This window comes from Burkholderia sp. Ax-1720 (assembly GCF_011753035.1).
GTDB classification, from domain to species: Bacteria; Pseudomonadota; Gammaproteobacteria; order Burkholderiales; family Burkholderiaceae; genus Burkholderia; species Burkholderia gladioli.
Genome location: NZ_VWWK01000303.1, coordinates 1 through 4,571 on the forward strand (window position 1 = coordinate 1; position 4,571 = coordinate 4,571).

At 73.4% G+C, this 4,571-nt stretch carries 3 protein-coding genes and 1 pseudogene; all 4 read left to right on the forward strand.

Going from position 1 to position 4,571, the window contains the following annotated elements:
• Positions 1-1,549, forward strand: a pseudogene (locus F3J18_RS38410) (ribonuclease E/G); the annotation flags it as partial.
• A 253-nt stretch (positions 1,550-1,802) separates the two neighbouring features.
• Positions 1,803-2,915 (forward strand): GTP 3',8-cyclase MoaA, encoded by a 1,113-nt coding sequence (gene moaA, locus F3J18_RS35660; protein ID WP_013697064.1) that lies wholly within the window; start codon positions 1,803-1,805, stop codon positions 2,913-2,915.
• A 36-nt stretch (positions 2,916-2,951) separates the two neighbouring features.
• Positions 2,952-3,602 (forward strand): molybdenum cofactor guanylyltransferase MobA, encoded by a 651-nt coding sequence (gene mobA / locus F3J18_RS35665; protein WP_166916806.1) that lies wholly within the window; start codon positions 2,952-2,954, stop codon positions 3,600-3,602.
• Between the two features lie 109 nt (positions 3,603-3,711).
• Positions 3,712-4,571, forward strand: an 860-nt coding sequence (locus F3J18_RS35670) for a molybdopterin molybdotransferase MoeA (RefSeq protein WP_166916808.1), incomplete at its 3' end; no start/stop codon positions are given.

The following is a 4,571-nucleotide window of genomic DNA, read 5'->3' on the forward strand; positions in this document are numbered from 1 at the left end:
CGAGAAGTCCGAGCGCGGTGAGCGCGGCGGCGATCGCAATCGCAACAACGGCAATCGCCGCGGCGGCCAGCAGGCCGGCGCGCGCGACGCGCAAGCCGCCGTCGCCGGCGCTCGCCAGCCGCAGCAGCCGCGTGGCGAGCGCGAAGGCAAGGAAGCGCGGGAGCCGCGTGAGAACCGCGAAGGCCGCGAAGGTCGTGGCAACCGCGAACCGCGCGAGGCACGCGAAGGCCGCGAGGGTCGTGAAGGCCGCGAACTTCGGGAAGCCCGCGAGCCGCGCGAGAACCGCGAAGGCCGTGAGCCGCGCGAACGCGACAACCGCGAGCCGCGTGAAGCGCGGGAAGGCCGCGAGGCACGTGAAGGTCGCGAGCCGCGCGAGCGCGCCGTGACGGCAGAAGGCACGGTGGAAGCGCCGCGCCAGGAACGTCGCGAACGCGGCGAGCGCGGTGAACGCGGTGAACGCCGCAAGGCCGTGCCGCACGCCGCCACGCTGGAAACCGTCAATCGTGGTGAAAACCATGCCGAAACGGCCGAGGACGCCGAACTGCTGGCGCCGGGCGCCGAGCAGGCCGGCACCGACGCGGAAGCCGGTGCGCGTGACGGCGAGGAACGCCGCCGTCGCCGCCGCGGCCGTCGTGGTGGCCGTCGCGATCGCGAGGAAGGCACCGGCACCACGCCGGAGGGCGTGGAAGGTGCGGAAGGCGTTGACCATGAGGCCACCGCAACGGCCGATCATGGCGCGGACGCCCCGGTCGTGGCAGCCGTCGCCACGGTGACCGCCGCTACCGCCGCGGTGGCCGTCGAAGCGGTCGCCGCGCATGCCGAGGCGTCGACGCAAGCCGTCGCCCCGAGCGCAGCGGAAACGGCGCCGGAAGCGCCGGCCGCCGAAGCGGCACCGGCAGCCCCGGTCGCCACGCCGGTGGTCGAGCCCGTGGCCCATGCCACCCCGGCAGCCGAACCGGTCGTGATCACCACGCCGGCTCCGGTCGAAGCGCCGCAGGCCGTCGAATCGGCACCGGTGGCGAGCGAACCGGCTCCGGTCGAAGCCGCTCCGGCAGTCGAGCCCGTGGCGTATGCCGCGCCGGTCCAGGTCGAGGCCAGCCCGGCCGAAGCCGAACCGGCTCCGATCCAGGAAGCAGCACCGGCGGTCGAACCCGCGCCGGCAGTCGAACCGGCCCCGGTCGCCGAAGCGGCGCCTGCCGCCGCGGTGGAACCGGCCCCGGCTCCGGCCGTCGAACCCGCGCCGGTCGCGGTGGAAGCGGCTCCGGCCGTGACCGCCGAGCCGCAAGCGGCAGTCGAGCCCGAGCCGGCCAAGCCGGTCTCGGTGCCGCAGGCCCTGGCCGCCGCCCCGGCGCCGGCCGCGGCCGGCGTCGAAGCCGCACTCGATGCCGCCGGCCTGATCTGGGTGAACACGGATGCCGACAAGCTCCGCGCCGCCCAGGAAGCCGCCGCCCAGGTCGTGCCGCAGGCACGTGCCCCGCGTGAGCGCAAGGCCCTGCCGCCGGTCGATTCGACGCCGATGCAACAGGTCGAGACCGGCTCGCGGCACTGAGCGAGCATCTCGCGCCAGGCAGCACCGGGCTTCGTCCCGCGCCGAAACCCGCCCTCCCGAGGGCGGGTTTTTTCATGGCGCGGGCTTTCCGGCACCCCATCCCTGCCGGTGGCGGCCGGTACAGCCTCGGCCGAGCTTCCCGCACAGTGCGCGTCTGTGCTCTTTTTCTACGGGTTTCCGTGCGCCGGCCCGATCGGCGTCTTGTCGTTAAAATAGACGCCTGTCCGTCCCCATGAACCCGAACCGCCCCGCCATGTCCCGACGCATCATCCCGGTCACCGATGTCAGCGGCATCCCGGACCTGTCCGGCGCCCTGCTCGCGCCGAGCGGCACGCTGCGCGACACCTTCTCGCGCCCGCTGCGGGACCTGCGCATCTCGGTCACCGACCGTTGCAACTTCCGCTGCGTCTACTGCATGCCGCGCGAGGTGTTCGACAAGGACTACCCGTTCCTGCCCCACAGCGCGCTGCTCTCGCTCGAGGAGCTCGAACGCACGGCGCGCATCTTCGTCGCGCATGGCGTCGAGAAGATCCGCATCACCGGCGGCGAGCCGCTGCTGCGCAAGAACCTGGAATTCCTGATCGAGCGGCTGGCGCGGATGGAAACCGTCGACGGACGCCCGCTCGACCTGACCCTGACCACCAACGGCTCGCTGCTGGCGCGCAAGGCGCGCAGCCTGCGCGACGCCGGCCTGACGCGCGTCACGGTCAGCCTCGACGCGCTCGACGACACCCTGTTCCGCCGCATGAACGATGCCGATTTCGCCAGCGCCGACGTGCTGGAAGGCATCTTCGCCGCACAGGACGCCGGGCTCGCGCCGCTCAAGGTCAACATGGTGGTCAAGCGCGGCACCAACGATGCCGAGATCGTGCCGATGGCGCGCCGCTTCCGGAACACCGGCGTGGTGCTGCGCTTCATCGAATACATGGATGTCGGCACCTCGAACGGCTGGAACATGACCGACGTGCTGCCCTCGGCCGAGGTGCTGGCGCGGATCGACGCGCAGTTCCCGCTGCTGCCGCTCGAGGCCCACGCGCCGGGCGAGACCGCGCAGCGCTGGGCCTATGCCGACGGCGGCGGCGAGATCGGCCTGATTTCCAGCGTGACGCGCGCGTTCTGCGGCGAATGCACGCGCGCGCGCCTGTCGACCGAGGGCAAGCTCTACCTGTGCCTGTTCGGCAACCAGGGGCACGACCTGCGCGCCCTGCTGCGCAACGGAGCCTCCGACGCGCAGATCGCCAGCGCCGTGGCGCGGATCTGGCAGGCCCGCGACGACCGCTATTCGCAACTGCGCGGCACCGCGCAGGCCGAGGCGCAAGCCGCCGACGGCGCGCGCCGGGTCGAGATGTCCTACATCGGCGGCTGAGCCTCGCGCCGCCGCCACGCCCGAAAACCCCGCCCCTTGAACTTCCCCGATCACGCCACGCCGCCCCCGCGCGACGCAGCCCCGCACGCGGGGCTGACCGGCCTGCTGCTGGCCGGCGGCCAGGGCTCGCGAATGGGCGGCGTCGACAAGGGCCTGCAGCCGCTGCACGGCGAGCCGCTCGCGCTGCACGTGCTGCGCCGGCTCGCGCCGCAGGTCGGCGCGATGGTGATCAGCGCAAACCGCCATCTCGATCGCTACGCCGAGCTCGGCCAGCCCTATCGCGCCCAGGTGGTGGCCGACGCCCGGCCCGGCTTCGAGGGCCCGCTGGCCGGGCTGCTGGCCGGCTTGCGGGCGGCACCCACGCCGCTGGTGCTGAGTTCGCCCTGCGACACGCCATTCCTGGCCGCGGACCTGGCCGAGCGCCTCCAGGCCGCGCGCGAGGCACAGGCCGCCGAGATCGCGGTGGCGGTATCGGTCGACGCGCAGGGCCAGCGCCATCCGCAGCCCACCTTCGCCCTGGTGCCTCGCGCCCTGGCCGAGGATCTGGAGGCCGCGCTGGCCGCCGGCGAACGGCGCGTGCGCGCGTGGTACGCACGCCACAAGACCGTCGAAGTGCCATTTCAGGACGAGCGCGCGTTTTACAATGCCAATTCTTTGCAGGAATTGACCCGCCTAGAACGGGACTGAGGCCGGCGCGGCCAGACCGCCCGCCGCCCATCGCCGCCCAGGCCTTGCGCCGATGCGGCAGCCGTCGCACCGGCGCGACTCCGATCCGCCTAGCGGCGCCTCTTCAGCCATGACCACGCACTCGTCGCCAGCCCAAATCCATCCCGAAATTCTGTCCGTCGACGCCGCCCGCGCGCTCGCGCTGCGCGAACTCGTGCCGGTGACGGAAACGGAAACGGTCGCGCTCGGCGAGGCGCTCGGCCGCGTGCTGGCCGAGGCGGTCGCCTCGCCGCTCGACGTGCCGGCCTACGACAATTCGGCGATGGACGGTTATGCCTTCGACGGCGCCGCGCTGGCCGCCGCGAACGAGGGAGAACTGAGCCTGGCGGTGGCCGGCATCGCCCTGGCGGGCCATCCGCATCCGGGCGGCACGCCGGCCGGTGCCTGCGTGCGCATCATGACCGGCGCGCCGATGCCGCTCGGCTGCGACACGGTGATCCCGCAGGAACGCGTGAAGGTGATCCCGCGGGAACACACGAGCGACACGCTGGTGAAATTCGAGGCGCAAGCCGTCGCGCCGGGCGCCAATTGCCGCCGTGCCGGCGAGGATCTGGCGCGCGGCGCGACCGTGCTCGAGGCCGGCCGCATCGTGCGGCCCGCCGATCTCGGCCTGCTGGCCTCGCTCGGCATCGGCCAGGTGACGGTGCGCCGCCGCCTGCGCGTGGCCTGCCTGTCGACCGGCGACGAACTGCGCGCGCCGGGTGAGCCGCTCGGCGCGGGCGGCCGCTACGACAGCAACCGCGCGACGCTGTTCGGCATGCTGGCGACGCTCGGCGTCGAGGCGATCGACGGCGGCATCGTGCGCGACGATCCGGCCGCGCTGGAAGCCGCGCTAAGCGACGCGGCCGCGCGCGCCGACGTGGTGATCACCTCGGGCGGCGTCTCGGTCGGCGATGCCGACTTCACGCGCGAGCTGCTCGGCCGGCTCGG

Bases quoted from the DNA above. Each gene is read 5' to 3' on its own strand.
- moaA (WP_013697064.1), top strand. From the start codon at position 1,803: ATGTCCCGACGCATCATCCCGGTCACCGATGTCAGCGGCATCCCGGAC.